General features: G+C 39.2%; 15 protein-coding genes. 3 read left to right on the top strand and 12 right to left on the bottom strand.

The annotated features are described in order from the left end of the window. The 3 genes from AAEM60_RS12880 to AAEM60_RS12890 form a co-directional block, all read right to left on the bottom strand. Complete coding sequence (locus AAEM60_RS12880; protein ID WP_341356468.1) at positions 1 to 882, bottom strand: MoxR family ATPase; 882 nt, start codon at positions 880 to 882, stop codon at positions 1 to 3. 170 nt (positions 883 to 1,052) lie between these two features. Then, the gene (locus AAEM60_RS12885) at positions 1,053 to 1,958 is read right to left on the bottom strand and encodes a GNAT family N-acetyltransferase (RefSeq protein ID WP_299737453.1); all 906 of its coding nucleotides are present in this window, start codon (positions 1,956 to 1,958) and stop codon (positions 1,053 to 1,055) included. An 89-nt stretch (positions 1,959 to 2,047) separates the two neighbouring features. Continuing rightward, positions 2,048 to 2,251: a DUF6501 family protein gene (locus tag AAEM60_RS12890; protein ID WP_148971115.1), complete on the bottom strand. Its 204-nt coding sequence runs from the start codon at positions 2,249 to 2,251 to the stop codon at positions 2,048 to 2,050. Between the two features lie 162 nt (positions 2,252 to 2,413). Here AAEM60_RS12890 and AAEM60_RS12895 point away from each other — a divergent pair, with 162 nt between their 5' ends. Continuing rightward, on the top strand, positions 2,414 to 2,749 hold the full coding sequence (locus tag AAEM60_RS12895) for a hypothetical protein (RefSeq protein WP_299737460.1): 336 nt from the start codon (positions 2,414 to 2,416) through the stop codon (positions 2,747 to 2,749). 38 nt (positions 2,750 to 2,787) lie between these two features. On the opposite strand, the gene AAEM60_RS12900 is transcribed toward AAEM60_RS12895, so the two are convergent. The 4 genes from AAEM60_RS12900 to AAEM60_RS12915 form a co-directional block, all read right to left on the bottom strand. After that, a complete protein-coding gene (locus AAEM60_RS12900; RefSeq protein WP_299737463.1) occupies positions 2,788 to 3,414 on the bottom strand; it encodes a DedA family protein in 627 nt (208 codons plus the stop codon). 27 nt (positions 3,415 to 3,441) lie between these two features. Continuing rightward, positions 3,442 to 4,272 carry a GNAT family N-acetyltransferase gene (locus AAEM60_RS12905; protein WP_299737466.1) on the bottom strand — a complete coding sequence of 277 codons (831 nt, stop codon included), beginning with the start codon at positions 4,270 to 4,272 and terminating at the stop codon, positions 3,442 to 3,444. Between the two features lie 30 nt (positions 4,273 to 4,302). Beyond that, a complete protein-coding gene (locus tag AAEM60_RS12910) occupies positions 4,303 to 5,181 on the bottom strand; it encodes a gamma-glutamylcyclotransferase (RefSeq protein ID WP_341356469.1) in 879 nt (292 codons plus the stop codon). Between the two features lie 187 nt (positions 5,182 to 5,368). Then, positions 5,369 to 7,006 (bottom strand): AMP-binding protein, encoded by a 1,638-nt coding sequence (locus AAEM60_RS12915; protein WP_299739564.1) that lies wholly within the window; start codon positions 7,004 to 7,006, stop codon positions 5,369 to 5,371. A 403-nt stretch (positions 7,007 to 7,409) separates the two neighbouring features. On the opposite strand from AAEM60_RS12915, the gene sda reads away from it, so the two are divergent. Further along, complete coding sequence (sda, locus tag AAEM60_RS12920; RefSeq protein ID WP_044336757.1) at positions 7,410 to 7,544, top strand: sporulation histidine kinase inhibitor Sda; 135 nt, start codon at positions 7,410 to 7,412, stop codon at positions 7,542 to 7,544. A gap of 108 nt (positions 7,545 to 7,652) precedes the next feature. Here the strand turns inward: sda and AAEM60_RS12925 are convergent, their stop codons facing one another. The 3 genes from AAEM60_RS12925 to AAEM60_RS12935 form a co-directional block, all read right to left on the bottom strand. Next, positions 7,653 to 7,781: a hypothetical protein gene (locus tag AAEM60_RS12925; RefSeq protein WP_299737475.1), complete on the bottom strand. Its 129-nt coding sequence runs from the start codon at positions 7,779 to 7,781 to the stop codon at positions 7,653 to 7,655. Positions 7,782 to 7,955: 174 nt separating this feature from the next. Next, on the bottom strand, positions 7,956 to 9,191 hold the full coding sequence (odhB, locus tag AAEM60_RS12930; protein WP_299737477.1) for a 2-oxoglutarate dehydrogenase complex dihydrolipoyllysine-residue succinyltransferase: 1,236 nt from the start codon (positions 9,189 to 9,191) through the stop codon (positions 7,956 to 7,958). Between the two features lie 19 nt (positions 9,192 to 9,210). Continuing rightward, positions 9,211 to 12,057 carry a 2-oxoglutarate dehydrogenase E1 component gene (locus AAEM60_RS12935; RefSeq protein ID WP_299737479.1) on the bottom strand — a complete coding sequence of 949 codons (2,847 nt, stop codon included), beginning with the start codon at positions 12,055 to 12,057 and terminating at the stop codon, positions 9,211 to 9,213. 573 nt (positions 12,058 to 12,630) lie between these two features. Here AAEM60_RS12935 and AAEM60_RS12940 point away from each other — a divergent pair. After that, a complete protein-coding gene (locus AAEM60_RS12940; protein WP_299737481.1) occupies positions 12,631 to 13,143 on the top strand; it encodes an Hsp20/alpha crystallin family protein in 513 nt (170 codons plus the stop codon). 24 nt (positions 13,144 to 13,167) lie between these two features. On the opposite strand, the gene AAEM60_RS12945 is transcribed toward AAEM60_RS12940, so the two are convergent. Both AAEM60_RS12945 and AAEM60_RS12950 read right to left on the bottom strand, forming a co-directional pair. Next, positions 13,168 to 14,577: a HAMP domain-containing histidine kinase gene (locus AAEM60_RS12945; RefSeq protein WP_299737483.1), complete on the bottom strand. Its 1,410-nt coding sequence runs from the start codon at positions 14,575 to 14,577 to the stop codon at positions 13,168 to 13,170. Continuing rightward, a complete protein-coding gene (locus AAEM60_RS12950) occupies positions 14,574 to 15,254 on the bottom strand; it encodes a response regulator transcription factor (protein WP_299737485.1) in 681 nt (226 codons plus the stop codon). The genes AAEM60_RS12945 and AAEM60_RS12950 overlap by 4 nt, the downstream gene beginning before the upstream one ends. Between the last annotated feature and the right edge of the window lie 173 nt (positions 15,255 to 15,427).

The following is a 15,427-nucleotide window of genomic DNA, read 5'->3' on the forward strand; positions in this document are numbered from 1 at the left end:
TCATTCAAATAAGGTTTCAGCTATATTTTGAATAGCCGCTTTTTCTCGTTCATCTTCCAGTTTATCAACGATTCCGCGTTGTATAGCCCTTTTTGCAGGCAAGTACACGGCTAAATCACAGGCATCCAATAGGGCACGTATGGAAGCCGCTTCCTCTGAAATTTGGCCGTTTTTCACTTGAACCAATAAATCCGAAGACAAGTCTACAAATTGAGTAATAAGCTTAGAATCGGACAGCTTGCTTTGACTTTCAATCACAGTCTTTAATGTTTCCCCTTCTATATATGGCACATCGACTACGACAAAGCGATTTTTTAACGCTTCATTCAACGGGACTGTACCTACATATCCTTCATTAATGGCTGCTATTACACCGAATGAAGGGGCGGCTTTAACGACCTCTCCTGTAAATGGATTTGTTATACTTCTGCGGTAATCCAACACACCATTTAAGATCGGCAGCGTTTCAGGCTTGGCCATATTAATTTCATCAATATAGAGGAGATGACCATTTTTCATCGCTTGAATAACAGGTCCCTCGATGAATTCAATGGCGCTTCTCCCATCTTGTTCGCTGATTGTTTTATAACCTAATAACGCTTCTGCATCTAAATCAACCGAGCAGTTTATACTGTGCATCGGTTGAGAGAAGATGGAAGACAAGGTATCAGATAGCTTCGTTTTCCCTGAACCAGTGGGTCCCTTAAGGAGAAGATTTTTCCCTAATGACAGAGAGATGATACTATCTTCAATAATATAGTCTTCACTAGCTGTATATCCACCTTCTCCGATCAAAGGAGAATGCTCAGTAGAAGAGAATAATTGTTTCCTCTCATTTATTATATGTGTAACCGATTCTGGTAATAAACGTTCAACATTCATTTTATGACTTCCTTTCCATTTCACATACTAGACATTCTACATGTAATAACGCTTACACTGCAAAGGCTCTGCCTAATTTTGTTTTCAAAGCTTTTATCTTAGTTCTGGTTAAGTAACCAATTAATATTCCAAAATAAAAAAAACACCCTTAACCGGGTGTTTTTCAGCTTCTAAACTTCTAGATCATATCGAGTAAACCCCCGATATACGTACATTCCAGCTTTTTGATAAACGATGGTTGCATCTGTATAGCTATCACTGTCGACTGAAAGAGCTACAGTTGTCATTCCCTTCTCTTTCAATTTTGAAAAAACATAATAGAGCAAATAGTGGGCGAGCCCTTTGCGACGCCACTTTTTGCGAATCCCTAAATGGGTGATTTCACCTAATTTTGTTTCAGCGTTAACCGTGCAAAAGGCAAAACCTACAAGGTTGTTTTCTTCTCTTAGTACAAACCAGAGAGTGGGATCAAATGAAGGACGAAGAAAACGCTTCTTAAATTCATCCAGGCTGGAGGGGTGATAATCAAAATGGTCTGAGAAGACCTCTTCAAACATTTTATAAAGACTCTCAGCTTCGGTATCGGGATTGAAACCAGAAATACAATAAGGTGGAGAAACTGTTGCAGCAGATAGATCTTCAAGGTCTTTTTTCATCTGAAACCAGTAACGAGTTGGTGTAAAGCCAGATTTCTCAAAGGCCTTTTTCTCTTTCTCAAGATTCGCAGATAGGATAATGGTTTTTGAGTCTGAATTCGTTTCTTTCTTTCTCCTGGCTGATGTAAAAAGCTCTTCTGCCAACTCACCTATATAAAGCTCCATATGATCGTTAGGAAGGGCAAGGATTAACGAAGGTAAACGGTGATCTTTTTCAGTAAGAATAGAGATAGCTACTAAATCTCCTCCATCCCAAAGCCCTCTTCGGTCAGCTTCAGGAATGGATTCTATCATTTCTTGAATATCAGCTTCACTCGTTTGAACCTCTCCATATACTTCCCTTTCATAACTCTTGAATAGGTTAATGAGAGATGGTTGGTCCTCCATAGAAATGATTCGCTTACTAAATGAGTGTTTCATTCTCTTATCCCCATTTGCACCATATTTTAATAGCCATCAAAAAAGCCGGTTTCTCCACATTAAAAAGAAACCAGCCAGAAAGAAGTGGCTTACACCTCTTCAAAGTACTCTTTGTAGAAGCCTCCCATTTTCCCACTTTCATCGATGACGAAATAATACTCTTCAGATTCGTTTTTCACATCGTATTCTTTACCAATGGTTAAAACATTTTCAACTGTATATTTCTTCGCATCCGTATGTACACATTTTACCTTTTTTCCGGTATTATTTTCCGTCCAGGTTTTGTGAATCAATACAATAACCTCCTTTTTGAAATGTACTATGCTAATAGTATATTCTTACAGAGCTATAAGTTCAACTACTATCTCATTTATCAGTTTTTATGTGAGACTATTACTTTCAACAAGAAAATATGGTATATTATAGGAGGAATTTGCAGGAGAGGTTCGATTAAGATGGTGAAAAGCGGATTAAAAAGAATGGGTATTTTTGCTTTTGTTTTGATGGTTTTTTACATGAGCACCAACCGGCCTAATGAAGAACAATTTTATTTATGGCTTCTAGATGAATACAATATTGAATGTCATGAATCTATAACTTGTACAAAGAAACTTGAGGGGAATACTTATTCAACTTTGATAGAAACAGGCTCAAATATTAAAAACGGTTACTTGCTATTTAACACAATCGGGAAAATATACGAGGATGAAAATGGCTCAAGAACCACAATTAAGGCATTGGGTGTATTTGGGAAGTATTTTACTATTATTAAGGATGAACAAGATAAATAGACTGATTAAAGGAGATGTCATCTTTGATCAGTCTTTTCTTATTTTCGATAACGTACCTTTTTCCATTTCGAGGTATCAGGGGTTTTTTTCAAGGTAAAGACAATACTGTACACGATCACCCCGATGAATAACATGGAAAAAACGATTCCTGCCTTCACGCTCACTTCTTCCAGTAATCCCTGAAAACTTTTTGGAAAATACCTCCCAATCTGAAAATACACAAATCCCCAAACGAATGCAGACGGAAGAGCATATAAGAGAAACTTCATGAAAGAAATCCCTTTGGACGTTCCGGCAATATAAGGCATGAATAATCGGATGCCTGGTATGAAATAGCTAAACGAAATGGCAAAGGGACCATACTTATTTATCCATTTTTCACCATTGTCAATGAGTTTCCTTGATTTATCTCCCTTCATAAATCGAGAAATTAATTTTGTTCCGAAATATCGGCCGTTTAAAAAGGCGAAGATTCCATAAGAGATCAATCCACTATACATAAAGAAAAAGGAGGTATAAGGGTTGAAATTTCTCCATTCAGATAAATATCCCGATAGTGCAGCAGCGAGTTCGTTGGGTACCGGTAATCCTAAAAAAACAATCCAGCTAAAAAGAAACATGGCGATATATCCAAATTGATCGACCAATTGAAGTAAAACATCCATCGTACCACCCCATTTCACACAAAGCGATTATTTTTTCTCACTTATCAAATCTGCCTGCGCTTTTCTATTCACTACCCAATATTGATAGGTTGAAAACGCTTGAAAGCCCAACCTCTTGAGAATGGGGGCAGAGTGACCGACTCTCGCCTGACAGGTTACAAACCGACATTGCGCTCGTTTTGCCATTTCCAATCGATGGGCGACTAATGAAGAATAAACGCCTCCATGCCTTGCTTCTTGGAGCACCCCTCCTCCATTGAGGTAAAGGACTTCATGATCACGGCTGAACCGATAATTTCCGTATCCAACAGGATGCCCCTTCTTATTGTAAGCTAATGTGAACCCACCATCCGGTCCCCATTTGCTCATAAACTCTTTTCTTTGTTTAAAGATGACCGGCTTGTCTTCTTCCCGATAACCCCATATGGAGGAACTGATTTCGACAAGATCATGAATGTGAAGGTCACTTTCAACAGTAATGACTTTATGAGCAGGTGAAGGGATGAAATGACCCTGTTTTAGATTAAATATCAACCCCTCATAACGCTCTTCCAGAAGACCATCGTGTGATAGGAGGAATTCCTCTTCCTGATCGATAAGTGGTTCCCTGATCCACATACTAAAGGATTCCTTACCATAAAACTCTTCAATCACCTTCCATTTCACCTGAAGTTCATTCATATTATTCACAATGAATTTAGGTACCTTATTAGCAAATACATTTTTCAACTGTTTATTTTTAATTGCAACGATTCCATCACTGTGTAAACTATCCACTTCACTCGGTATCAATCGATCTGGATAGTCCCAGTGATGGGATTCTATTGCTGTAAATAATAGATCATCACTTATCTTCATGACTTCACCTCCCGAAACTCTTTCGTGCATCTATTCTTCTTCGTTAAGAAGATTCTGCACCTGCTCTTCTGTCATCCCTATTCCAACTAATTGCTGCTGTAACTTTTCATGATAAGACTTGCTTACATGTGGCCTGCTGCCACGTAGAATCTCTTTTGCATAATGATCTGGGGGACAGGCTTCCTGACACTTATCTTTGACAATAAAGGTTAATACATCCTTGTAAAGCCTCCCACCAATTTGTATGTCGATGAAAGCTGCTCTATACCATCCAGGTGCTACCCCTTCTCTAGTGAACAAGTATTCCACTGCTTGTTGAGGGAGCTCATATACTACCCCTTCCATCGTCCCTCCATCCTCAATGATGTCTCCCCGGCCACCATCATGTACTCTAAAGAGATACTTCATAGAATATCCTTCTAGAACCCCTGCACCCAGACAGTCTTTAAAATGGTGATCTACCTGCGCTAATTTAAACCGCTCATCATCCATGCACGAACCATAGGCAAAATAAAGGATCCTATCAGGCTTTTCATTTAGAAACTGATGTACTTTCCAATCTCCTGAAGGAATTTCTTCTTGGAACAATTCTTCATTTTCAGAATAATAAACAAAAGCTTCCTGCGGTCCATTATCCGATTGTACAAGTTTAAGCTTACGTATATAAAGGTTGTCTTCTCGTTCTTCGATGAAATCCTCCAATTCATCCAACGGTGATAATATACTGGAGTCGATTTTATATAATTCGCCATAAGTGTTCCCGTTGCCTTCTTTCAGTGCGGGATATCCTCTTTTAGTATCGTAAAGAACACCTTCCACCCAAGCTTGTTCCCTAATCAATATGGCTTCCTTTAATAGAAAATGATTGATTTCGTGTTTTCTTAACGTCCCATAAACAAAAACGTACACAGATGACCCTCCAATTGTTTACATAATCATATTATTGTTAATATATTTATGAGTCTCTTCTTTTATTTTAGCAAAGAGTCTCTGAAATTTCAGTTATCTGATACTCTATTATACTTTTTATTTCCGCATGAAAAGGACATTCCCGAAGAATTGGGAATGTCCTTTTCGAGGAAGCGTTTTCAATTTGTTAATTACTTTTAGGCAGGGCTGCTTCTTTCGCCTGCTCTCTTAAGCGAAACTTTTGAATTTTCCCTGAAGCTGTCATTGGGTAGGAATCAGTGAACTCGATGTACCTTGGAATTTTATGACGGGATATCTTCCCTCTACAATATTCTCTGATCTCTTCTGGTGTTGCGGTTTGTCCTTCCTTCAAAATAATCCAGGCCATAACTTCTTCACCATAGACTTCATCAGGAATTCCAATGACTTGAACATCCAATACCTTTGGATGGGAATAAAGAAATTCTTCAATTTCTCTCGGATAAATATTCTCACCGCCTCGAATGATCATGTCTTTTAATCTTCCTGTAATCCTACAATAGCCGTGTTCATCCATGACCGCTAAGTCACCAGTATGCAGCCAACCTTCATGATCTATTGCAAGCCTTGTAGCCTCTTCATTCTTATAGTACCCTTTCATGACATGATACCCACGCGTACATAACTCCCCCTGAACACCATGGGGAACTTCCCGGCTCGATCCAGGCTCAACAATCTTCACCTCTACATTTGGCAAGGCTTTTCCAACCGTTTCCACCTTTAATTCAATCGGGTCATGGGTGCGCGTCTGCGTAATGACAGGGGAAGATTCGGTCTGACCATAGGCGATGGTTATCTCATCTGCCCCCATTTTGTCCATGACGCCCTTCATTACTTCAATCGGACAGTTACTACCGGCCATAATTCCAGTACGCAAATGGGAAAGATCGTATTGACCAAAGTCTGGGAGGTTTAACTCGGAAATAAACATGGTTGGCACCCCATGAAGGCCTGTACATTTTTCATCCTGCACCGTTTGGAGAACCTGCTTCGGATCGAATTCCTGAAGTGGAACCATAGTAGCCCCAACAGATACACATGCAAGTGTACCCAATACACATCCGAAGCAATGGAAAAATGGAACAGGAATACATAAACGGTCTTTGTTCGTCAATCTCATGCACCCGGCAATATTATAACCATTGTTTACGATATTAGAATGGGTAAGCATGACTCCTTTAGGAAATCCTGTCGTTCCTGACGTGTATTGCATATTGATGGCATCATCGGGGGAAAGGCTTGAAAGTCTTTCATCCAACTCACCTTCCTCAACATCATTCCCTCTATCCATAATATCCTGCCAGCTATATGTACCTGGATATGCATTCTCCCCTAAGACAATAACATTTTTCAAATAAGGAAGTTTTGAGCTCTCTAATTCTCCGGGCTTAGACGTTTTCAACTCAGGACAAATCTCATACAACATATCTATATAGGAAGCACCTCTGAACTCTTCCATCAAAATAATCGTTTTACTGTCAGATTGCTTTAATAAATATTCTAATTCAGCAGTACGATAATTAGTATTTACGGTTACTAGTACAGCTCCCATTTTCCCCGTCGAAAACTGACTTACTAACCACTCAGGAGTGTTAGAAGCCCATATCGCGATATGATCTCCTTTATTGATACCAAGATTCATAAACCCTTTTGCAGCTTGCCTGCACTGTTGGTTAAATTCATGATAGGACCATCTTAATCCTCTGTCTGCGTAGACAACCGCTTCAACCTCAGGCTGTAAACGAGCTTTTTCTTCGAGTAATTCACCTACAGTTGCATGTAAAATCTCCGACAAATGAATATCCCCCTTTATCTGTATTCATGTTAAGCCTGGAACATTTCAGTATATGTAGTCAAAGAGGTTAAAATTTCAGTTCCTTATGCGTGTAATATTATCACAAAAATTAAAATTTTCAAACTAATTAATCGTGATTTTCTTCTGACTTTTAATACTTAAAGGTAAATAGCCAATGGAGATAGTTAGATGACAAGTTTCAACAAGAACTGAAATGTCCAACCACTTTATATAGACAAAAAACATCTTCTCTAAACCTTTTTCTACATAATAACTAAAAATACTACTTTAGACGTAAATTATGAAAAAACCCTTTTCAAATGAGTATTTTCTATGTAGAATAAATAGAAAATATAGAAAATTCTATATTTTACACATTCCTGGGAGGTTGGTCATGAAAATCTTAAGTAATGAACAGTTGGTTGCAGCTTATCGTGATGCTGAGAAGCAAGGGAATGATCAAGACTGGATTTTACTTCTTAAGAAAGAAATTCGTAACCGAGGATTGAAACCTTTTAGGAAATCTTGACAATGAGAATAAAAAAAGAATACTAGCTTATCTCACCCCCTGAGATGCGATTATTACGACAGACTCATCTTCACTTGAGTCTGTCTTTTTTCATTTTTGAAACAGACATTAACTGTGCTTCTTATACTTGGATCCATGGTATTCCTCAATTTGTTTGAATTGTTCATTATCCAACAATCCCAATTTATGAAAAAGATACGAATACTGAATCACTTTTTTTGAATTGAAGTTCTTCATCGTTACACCTTCCCTCCTTATTCATGTCCCAGAGTTTCCTTTAGGAAACTTTATTTTAGTTATCCATATTTTATTCTCTTAGTAAAAAAAGGTGAAAAAAAAGCTGATCCACAACCCATTAATGGATATATGAATCAGCAAAACATTCATCTATTCTTATTCAATCAGGACTACTTAACCTTCAAGCAGTAAGTCTTCTGGATTCTCAAGTAAATCTTTCACCATTGCAAGGAATCCAACCGCTTCTTTTCCATCAATGATTCTATGATCATATGATAAAGCAATGTACATCATCGGACGATTTTCCATTGTATCTTTATCAATGGCCACTGGGCGAAGTTGAATCTTATGCATCCCTAAAATACCAACTTGCGGTCCATTTAAAATTGGAGTAGATAGTAATGAACCGAATACCCCACCATTTGTAATCGTGAATGAACCACCTTGCAGATCCCCAAGAGATAATTTGTTGTTTCTGGCCTTAGTAGCCAGTTCCATAATTTCCCCTTCGATTTCTGCAAAGTTCTTTCGCTCACAATCGCGTACGACCGGGACAACCAATCCATCATCCGTAGACACGGCTACGCCGACATCATAGAATTTCTTAAGAACGATTTCATCCCCATCAATTTCAGCGTTCACGTATGGGAATTTCTTAAGGGCTGCTACGACTGCTTTTGTAAAGAAACTCATGAAACCGAGCCTTACATCATGGTCATCAAAGAATTTATCCTTTTTACGTTTACGTAATTCCATTACTTTACTCATATCAATTTCATTAAACGTTGTAAGCATTGCAGCTGTTTGCTGAACCTCTACCAAGCGTTTCGCAATTGTTTGACGACGGCGGGACATCTTCTCACGAACCACTGGCTTTCCATCATCTTTCTTAGAAGGTGCCTTCTTCTCTTCCGCAGCAGGTTTAGAAGGAGCAGCAGCAGGTTTGTTGCTATAGGCTTCAATGTCCTGCTTACGAACACGTCCTAATGGATCTGTTGGCACATCGGAAAGGTCGATGCCTTTTTCACGTGCCAATTTGCGAGCCGCAGGAGAAGCGATTGGACGATTCTTCTTGTCCTCTTTGGCTGGCGCAACTTCAGTTTTCTTCTCTTCTTTCTCTTCTTGCTTAGGAGCAGATGCATTTTCCTGAGTTTCAGGAGTTGCTGGAGCTTCCCCTCCTGCACCAACAATGGCAATAACTTGACCGACTTCAACCGTATCGCCTTCATCAGCTTTCAGTTCTTGTATCGTACCTGCTTCTTCTGAAATGACTTCAACATTTACTTTATCTGTTTCCAGCTCAACGATGTACTCACCCTTTTCCACATAATCCCCTGGTTGTTTCAACCATTGAGCAATTGTACCTTCTGTAATTGATTCTGCTAATTCTGGAACTTTAATTTCTGCCACTGTGATGTCCTCCTCTTTCTTATCGAGTTAACGCTTCATTTATAATTCGTGATTGCTCTTTTTTGTGTACTGTTGGTTCACCTTCTGATGGACTTGAACGTCTGCGACGGCCGACATAATGCACCTCAACACCCTCAGGTGCAATGTCACGGAGCCGTGATTCTGCAAATGTCCATGCTCCCATATTCTTAGGTTCTTCTTGAATCCATACAATTTCTTTAAGGTTTGAATATCTTTCCAGAATGGCTGATATATCACCTTTAGGGAAAGGATAAATTTCTTCTACTCTAAGAATGTGTAACCAATCTTTATCATCGATATCTTGAAGCTTCTCTTCTAAATCAATCGCAATTTTCCCGCTGCACAGTACAACCCGTTCAACAGTATCCTGGTTCTCTCCAAGACCCTTTTGTTCCAGGACTGAATGGAATTCTCCATGGGCTAATTCCTCGGCTGTGACAGCTGCGAATTGATTTCGGAGCAAACTTTTCGGCGTCATGATTACTAGTGGCCTTACTTCGTCTTTTTGTAAAATGGCAGCCTGACGTCTAAGAATATGGAAGTATTGACCAGCTGTAGAACAGTTGGCAACCGTCCAGTTATATTCTCCACCCAGTTGCAGGAATCGTTCTAGGCGAGCACTTGAGTGTTCTGGACCTTGACCTTCATATCCATGAGGCAGGAGCATGACCAGGCCGGTTTTTTGACCCCATTTTGCACGACCGGCTGAAATGAATTGATCGAACATCACCTGTGCCATATTGGAGAAGTCTCCAAATTGTGCCTCCCAAAGAACCAACGTCTCAGGTGCAAACACATTGTACCCATACTCATATCCAACAACAGCCGTTTCAGTAAGAGGACTATTAAGAACAACAAACGAAGCATGACTGTCATTCAGATTGTGTAAAGGAATGTATTCTTCACCGGATTTTTCATCATGAAGAACAAGGTGGCGTTGAGCAAATGTACCACGCTCTGAATCCTGTCCCGTTAATCGAATCGGCGTACCATCCTTCAAGATAGAGGCAAACGCCAACGTCTCAGCATGGGCCCAGTCAATTTTCCCTTTCCCTTCAAACACCTGACTTCGTCTCTTTAGGATGCGCTCTAATTTCTTGAACACATTAAATCCTTCTGGCCATTGAAGCAGTTCACTGTTTAAACCTTCAAGCTTATTAAAATCGACACTCGTATTAATATCCGGTAAGCCATTTGCTACATATTCAGGTGGGGCAAGGACGGTATCAGGATCATCGTCTTTAGCCGGCACTTTATCGTAAGCCGCTTTTAATGCTTCTTCGATGTCGTTATCCATTTTCTCTACATCTGCTTCTGTAAGGATTCCTTCTGAGATTAATTTTTCAGCATAAAGCTTCTTGACGTTAGGATGGTTTTGAATGACAGAGTACATTAATGGATTCGTCACCATCGGTTCATCCATTTCGTTATGACCAAAACGACGGTAGCCGATCAAATCAATGACAAAGTCTTTTCCAAAGGTTTTACGATATTCATAGGCGAGCACCGCTGCCGCAAGACAAGCTTCAGGATCATCTGCATTGACATGGACAATCGGCACTTCAAAGCCTTTGGCAGTATCAGATGCATATTTAGTAGAACGTGAATCACGGCTTTCAGTCGTGAAACCGATCATATTGTTCGCAATGAGGTGAATGGATCCACCCGTATTATATCCTCGTAATTGGCTCATATTTAATGTTTCAGCTACAACACCTTGTCCAGGGAAGGCAGCATCTCCGTGAATCATGATAGCATAGGAAGATTCCGGTGATTGTTCTGGATAACCTCTATCTTCACGAACTTCTTGTGCAGCACGTGTGTAACCAGCAACAATGGGGCTCACAACCTCTAAGTGACTTGGGTTATTCGCCAGAGTGACACGTGCTCTCGCTGTTGACGACTGTAGAGGTGAGATTTCACGATCAGCACCTAAATGATACTTAACATCACCTGTCCATCCGAATGTAATTCCAATCGAGCCTTCTGAAGGAATCAGATCCTTACTTGGAGCATGTTGGAATTCCGCAAAAATCATTTCATACGGTTTACCGATGACATGGGCCAGCACGTTTAAGCGACCTCGGTGTGCCATACCGATATTGACTGTTTTAGCACCTGATTCAACTGAATAACGAACCATTTCATCCAGTAAAGGTACCATAGAATCCAGTCCTTCAATGGAGAAACGCTTCTGACCAACAAACGTACGGTGAACATATTTTTCAAATCCATCCACTTCGGCAAGTCGTTTTAATAACGCAAGTTTCTTATCCTTTGAAAGTGGAGTGAAATAGGATTCTGATTCAATCTTTTCTCTTAACCAATTCTTTTCTTCAAGCTCATGAACATGAGCATATTCAAATGCCAATTTTTTAGTATAGACCTGTCTTAAGTGATTGATTGCCTGCAAACCATCCTTTATGTGAGAAGGTGCATTCGGGCATAAGAAATCAACAGGTATCTGCTTTAAATCCTCTTCAGATAAATTAAATTCAGCCAGTTCAATTCTTCTTGTGTCTTTGTTTCGGTCATTAAGGGGATTAATATCCGCAGCTAAATGACCATATGTACGAATATTATCTGCCAATTTAACTGCAGCTACCATTTTGCTTAACGCAGTAGGTTGTGCTGGTAAAGTGAATGATGTATCCCCATGCTGAGCGCTTGCGATTACTTGTACGTCTTCAGCTGTAGGAGGGCCCCATTGTTCGAATAATTCTTTCAATTCAGGATCCACGTCAGATGGATCCTCCAAGAATTGTTCATAAACCTCCATTACATAGCCCAGGTTCGGTCCGTAAAACGATTGCCACGGTTCCCCTTTTGCCGATTGTTTTTTCATTGTGAAAAACCTCCAACTATTTTGCCAGTTAGTATAATTTGGGTATCATGTATTCTTACAATTTTTAAGCTGTGTTTCATTATGCAAGAATAGTAATTTTTAACACATTAAAACGCTTACAAGGACATTTTATCACTGTGCAGTAGTAAGATAAAGTCTTAATGACAAATTTCTCAAAATTTTGTTTTCCCCTTCATTTTTAAGGTTATTACTTATATTCCCATAATAAATTGCACGAAAACCTTTTTGATAATCGACTATTCTGAAATAATATTTTATTAAGCGCTTTCTCTTTCACCTTCTTGTATCCCTGTTATGAGGGTACTTTTTTCATAAACCATCTTACTACTGTTACTAAAAAAAACCAAATATTTTTTGTTATTTTTCATTAATTTTTATATATTATAAGTTTTTCAGAATGATAGATAGATCTTATGAGTTGAAAATTCATCCCAGGGCTTTATTACTTTTTCCATTCTTCTCCTTCAAGCAGAGGAACTTTTCGCCTATGCATTGCATAGAATATAACAATCATGGCGGTTGGCCTATATAGATTAAAGCGAGGTGGTTCACATGTTCCCGTGGAGTTTATTCCCTTTCAATAAAGAAATGAAAGATCAAATGAACCAGATGAATCCGAAAGAAATGGATTCCTATATACAAGGTATGATGAAAAAGATGTTCCCGGGCGGATGGGAGAGTATGATGAATCCGAATGATTTGATGAACGGGGCGCAATCCTTTATGAATCCGATTGGTAATCAAGGGCAGAAATCTCAGGGGGGGCAGGCTTCTCCTTCTTCTACTTCAATACCTGCAAATGTTTTTGAATCCTTTGAGGATATTTACATCCGCTTTCACGTTCCAAATGAAGAGTGGATGAAGCAATTGAAAATATACCATACGTCGAATCAGGCCATTATCGAGAACATCCCGGAGAATGGGGAAAGACAGGTCATCACACTCCCTTGTCTAGTGAAGAAAAAAGGCGCAGTGGCTCAATTCAAGGACGGCATATTAGAACTGAAAATACCTAAAAGCATCGACATGCAATATACAGAAATAGACGTCTCAGATAAATATTGAGACGTCTTGACATGTAGAATACATTTAATTAGCGTACTTAAGAGACAGTCGCACAATGGTACCTGCAGGTTCGTTCCTTAAGGCTTTAATTTCACCGTCGTAATTTTGAATAAGCTTTGATGCAATCGCTAACCCCAAGCCATACCCGCCTTTTTCACGACTTCTAGCCTTATCCACACGGTAGAACCGGTCAAAGATTTTTGGAAGATCTTCTTCTGGAATACCGATCCCTTCGTCTTTCACCTCGATCATCACTTCTTCTTCACGATCCATTAATTTTATCTCAATGTTTGAATCCATCTCAGAGTATTTCACGGCATTATCTAACAGGATGATCATGATTTGTTCAAGATGCCTTGGCATAATAGATACCGCAGCGTCGTTATCCAACTCATACAAGCAGGAAAAAGTGTGTTCTTGATGTAAAAATTTAAAATCTCTAATTGTCTTTTCAACTACTTTTTGTGCATTGGCCCGAGCGTTTTGCAGATCGAATTTCTCCCGATCCGCCCTGGAAAGTTCTAATAGTTCACCTATAAGCCTTTTCACTCTTTCAAGTTCTTCCAATGACACCTGTAAAGATTCTTCCAGTATCGTTGGATCTTTTTTTCCCCACCTGTTCAAAAGAGCCAGGTGTCCTTCTAATACCTGAATGGGCGTTCTTAATTCATGCGATGCATCTTCAACAAATTGCTGTTGCTGCTGAAACGATTTCTCAATTTGGCTCATCATCTTATTGAAAATTTGCGATAGGTCACTGATTTCATCATGGGCCTTTACAATCTCCACTCTTTCATGAAATCCTTTCCTTTCAATCGATCTCATTGTTTCAGAAAGCTTATTTAGTGGACGTACAAAGCTTCTAGCCATGAAATAGCCGATAATTGCACTGATCAAGAGCGCTAATACCCCGGTGATGGTCATCATCCAGAACAGGTTCTTCATGATCTTTTCATACCGGTTTAAAGGCTGGATGATTTCAATATATCCGTTGAATTGACTAGATCTTATCGGAGATCTCCCAATAAGCATTTGTTTTCCCTCAGATTCAATAAGTGTAACTGTCTTCTCTCTGACGGGTTGAAAAGGAACGTAAAAAGCCCATTCATTTTCACCTTGAATTTCCGATACTTGATTCCCCTGACGATCTAAAATACGAATAGTCTGGTCTTTTTCAGCTATTTGCTTCATCAAATCCCTGCTATCATAAATGTCCTGCAGCTGTATATTTGGCCCTTTTTGTTTAAAAAACACCGTAATTTCATCCAGCACACGACTAAAGTTATTTTCTTCTTCATCCACCATCCATTTATTGATTGCATGATATTGAAAAAAACTAAATAAGAAAAAGGCAAGGAATATGGCTGAACCAGCGGCTAATGCCCACTTCACTTTAAGAGAAGAGGGCTTAAATCGATTCATGAATGTATTCATGTCCTCATCACATACCCGGTACCACGTACAGTTTGGATATAGCTATCTTCGTCAGGCGAATCAATTTTATTTCGTAGGTATCTTACATAAACATCCACTACGTTCGTTTCAACCTCGGTATCATACCCCCACACTTTATTGAGAAGGACTTCACGGGTCAAAACAATATTTTTATTTTCCAAAAAGGCGAGTAAAAGGTCATACTCCCTTTTCGTAACCTCGATTTCATGTTCAAGCTTAAATACTTGCCGTGACTCCTTTTGAACGGTGATATCACGGTAATGATACGTTGTTTGAGCTGAAGCTGCTTCTTCATTTCCTGCTCGTCTAAATACGGCCCTCAATCTCGCTAACAGTTCTTCAATAGCAAAAGGCTTTACGATATAATCATCGGCACCACTGTCCAATCCTGATACACGATCCATTACACTATCCCTTGCCGTGATCATGAGGATCGGAATAGCTTTCACTTGCCGTATTCTTCTGCAAACCTCAAGTCCGTTTAAATTCGGCAGCATTAGATCTAATAAAATGATGTCCCAATCCTCGTTTATACCTTTCTCTAACCCCCCTCTTCCATCATAGGCAAGCCCCACTTCATATCCTTCATATTTAAGTTCCAGTTCAATGAACCGAGAGAGATTTTTTTCATCTTCTATGACTAAAATTCTTTTCACATAAATCACCTGCTCTAAATGCTTAATATCACTTATTTTATTTTACTTTTGCTAAAAATATAATCATTAAGCGCTTGAAAGATTTCAATACCTTGATACGTCATTAAAGTAATGGCAGTAAAACTGAAAAATAAAATAGGAATTATTCGAATCCACATGGTTCTTACCTCCCT

It is taken from the genome of Rossellomorea sp. y25 (genome assembly GCF_038049935.1).
GTDB lineage: Bacteria > Bacillota > Bacilli > Bacillales > Bacillaceae_B > Rossellomorea.

What these genes read in the sequence shown, in the direction of transcription:
- AAEM60_RS12880 (WP_341356468.1), bottom strand. Translation starts at nt 882, where the DNA reads ATGAATGTTGAACGTTTATTACCAGAATCGGTTACACATATAATAAAT.
- AAEM60_RS12885 (WP_299737453.1), bottom strand. Translation starts at nt 1,958, where the DNA reads ATGAAACACTCATTTAGTAAGCGAATCATTTCTATGGAGGACCAACCA.
- AAEM60_RS12895 (WP_299737460.1), top strand. Translation starts at nt 2,414, where the DNA reads ATGGTGAAAAGCGGATTAAAAAGAATGGGTATTTTTGCTTTTGTTTTG.
- AAEM60_RS12900 (WP_299737463.1), bottom strand. Translation starts at nt 3,414, where the DNA reads ATGGATGTTTTACTTCAATTGGTCGATCAATTTGGATATATCGCCATG.
- AAEM60_RS12905 (WP_299737466.1), bottom strand. Translation starts at nt 4,272, where the DNA reads ATGAAGATAAGTGATGATCTATTATTTACAGCAATAGAATCCCATCAC.
- sda (WP_044336757.1), top strand. Translation starts at nt 7,410, where the DNA reads ATGAAAATCTTAAGTAATGAACAGTTGGTTGCAGCTTATCGTGATGCT.
- AAEM60_RS12925 (WP_299737475.1), bottom strand. Translation starts at nt 7,781, where the DNA reads ATGAAGAACTTCAATTCAAAAAAAGTGATTCAGTATTCGTATCTTTTT.
- AAEM60_RS12935 (WP_299737479.1), bottom strand. Translation starts at nt 12,057, where the DNA reads ATGAAAAAACAATCGGCAAAAGGGGAACCGTGGCAATCGTTTTACGGA.
- AAEM60_RS12940 (WP_299737481.1), top strand. Translation starts at nt 12,631, where the DNA reads ATGTTCCCGTGGAGTTTATTCCCTTTCAATAAAGAAATGAAAGATCAA.
- AAEM60_RS12945 (WP_299737483.1), bottom strand. Translation starts at nt 14,577, where the DNA reads ATGAATACATTCATGAATCGATTTAAGCCCTCTTCTCTTAAAGTGAAG.